This is a genomic window from Candidatus Enterococcus murrayae (genome assembly GCF_017315985.1).
GTDB lineage: Bacteria > Bacillota > Bacilli > Lactobacillales > Enterococcaceae > Enterococcus_A > Enterococcus_A murrayae.
In genome coordinates this window covers 1-1466 of record NZ_JAFLVR010000091.1, presented here as the reverse complement: position 1 = coordinate 1466, position 1466 = coordinate 1, and the positions used below count along the sequence as shown (strand labels likewise).

The 1466-nt window shown below is 39.3% G+C and carries 1 protein-coding gene; it reads left to right on the top strand.

All coding sequences use genetic code 11. From position 1 onward, the window contains the following. Positions 1–100: 100 nt before the first annotated feature. Complete coding sequence (locus tag JZO85_RS22820) at positions 101–1348, top strand: IS256 family transposase (RefSeq protein WP_207110810.1); 1248 nt, start codon at positions 101–103, stop codon at positions 1346–1348. Positions 1349–1466: the final 118 nt, after the last annotated feature.

Genomic DNA, 1466 nt, shown 5'->3' with positions numbered 1-1466 from the left:
GAGAGTGTAATATTAACTGTGTAAGTAACCACTAATCCTAGGCAGGTGGTTGCTTCACAGTTTTTCTTTTTCTAAAATGAAGCTAAGAGGTGATTTTATTATGGCTAGAAAGAAAAGAAATCCTGATGCTGAAAAGCTAGCTGAAACCATTCTAAACGCTTATCAACCTGAATCTGTAGAGGACATACAAGAAGCCTTAAAAGATGTGTTTGGTCCCTTATTTGAAAAAATGTTGCAGGGAGAATTGAATAACCATTTAGGTTATGACCCTCATTCGAAAGAACCAAAAGAACATAAGAATCGACGAAATGGCTACGGAAACAAAACGCTTAAAACAAGTTTTGGGGAAGTAGATATTGACGTTCCTAGAGATAGAGATGCCTCTTTTGATCCTGAATTGATTCCTAAGAGAAAGCGAGATGTCTCCGACATCGAAGGCAAAGTTCTTTCGATGTATGCTCGTGGAATGAGCCAGCGAGATATTGCCGCAACGATCGAAGATATCTATGGCTTTGATATCTCTCATGAAATGATTTCAGATATCACAGACGCTGTACTTCCCGAATTAGAAGAATGGCAAGCACGCCCATTAGCGAAATGCTATGCCTTCTTATTTGTTGACTGTATGTATGTTACTTTACGCGAAAACTACGAAGCCAAAGAATATGCAGTGTATACGATTCTTGGATATGACCTTAAAGGAAACAAAGAGATTTTAGGGTTATGGTTAAATCAAACAGAATCTAAAAATCGCTGGATGCAAGTGTTTGATGAATTGAAATCACGTGGTGTAGAAGATGTTTTTTTTATTTCCATGGATGGTGTCTCTGGTCTCGAAGAAGGTGCAAAAGCGATCTTCCCGTCTGTCATTGTTCAACGTTGTATTGTTCACCTTGTTCGAAATGCGCTGCGATACATTCCGAGTAAAGATTACAAGGAAGTCTGCAGAGATATGAAAAAGTTTTATGGGGCATCTTCTCTCAATGCCTCATATGCTGCCTTCGACAGCTTTCAAAATCGATGGTCTCACTATTCTGGAGCAGTAGACGTATGGAAACGGAACTTCTCCCACGTTGAACAATTGTTTGATTACGGCAGTGCCATTCGAAAAATCATGTACACGACGAACGCCGTGGAGAGTGTCCATTCCAGCTTTAGAAAAGTCACCAAAAAAGGAGCGTTCTCCAATGAGAATGCGCTCCTTAAGTTACTTTATTTACGTACAAAAGAGTTACACACGAAGTGGGCTGGCGGTCGTATCCAAAACTGGGCTATGGTGCTCAATCAGTTAATGGTCAACGAAACCTTCTCTTCTAGAATTGAAAAATATGCGATCTACCTTCCGTAAGGCTAGGTCTATTTAACTGTGCGTTCAAATTATTTTCTCCTAGCTGCTTAAAAATACTGTGAAAGTTTATTCGCTAGAAAACTTAACTAATTAATTTCCACAGTTTAGTTGACAAACC

Bases quoted from the DNA above. Each gene is read 5' to 3' on its own strand.
- JZO85_RS22820 (WP_207110810.1), top strand. From the start codon at position 101: ATGGCTAGAAAGAAAAGAAATCCTGATGCTGAAAAGCTAGCTGAAACC.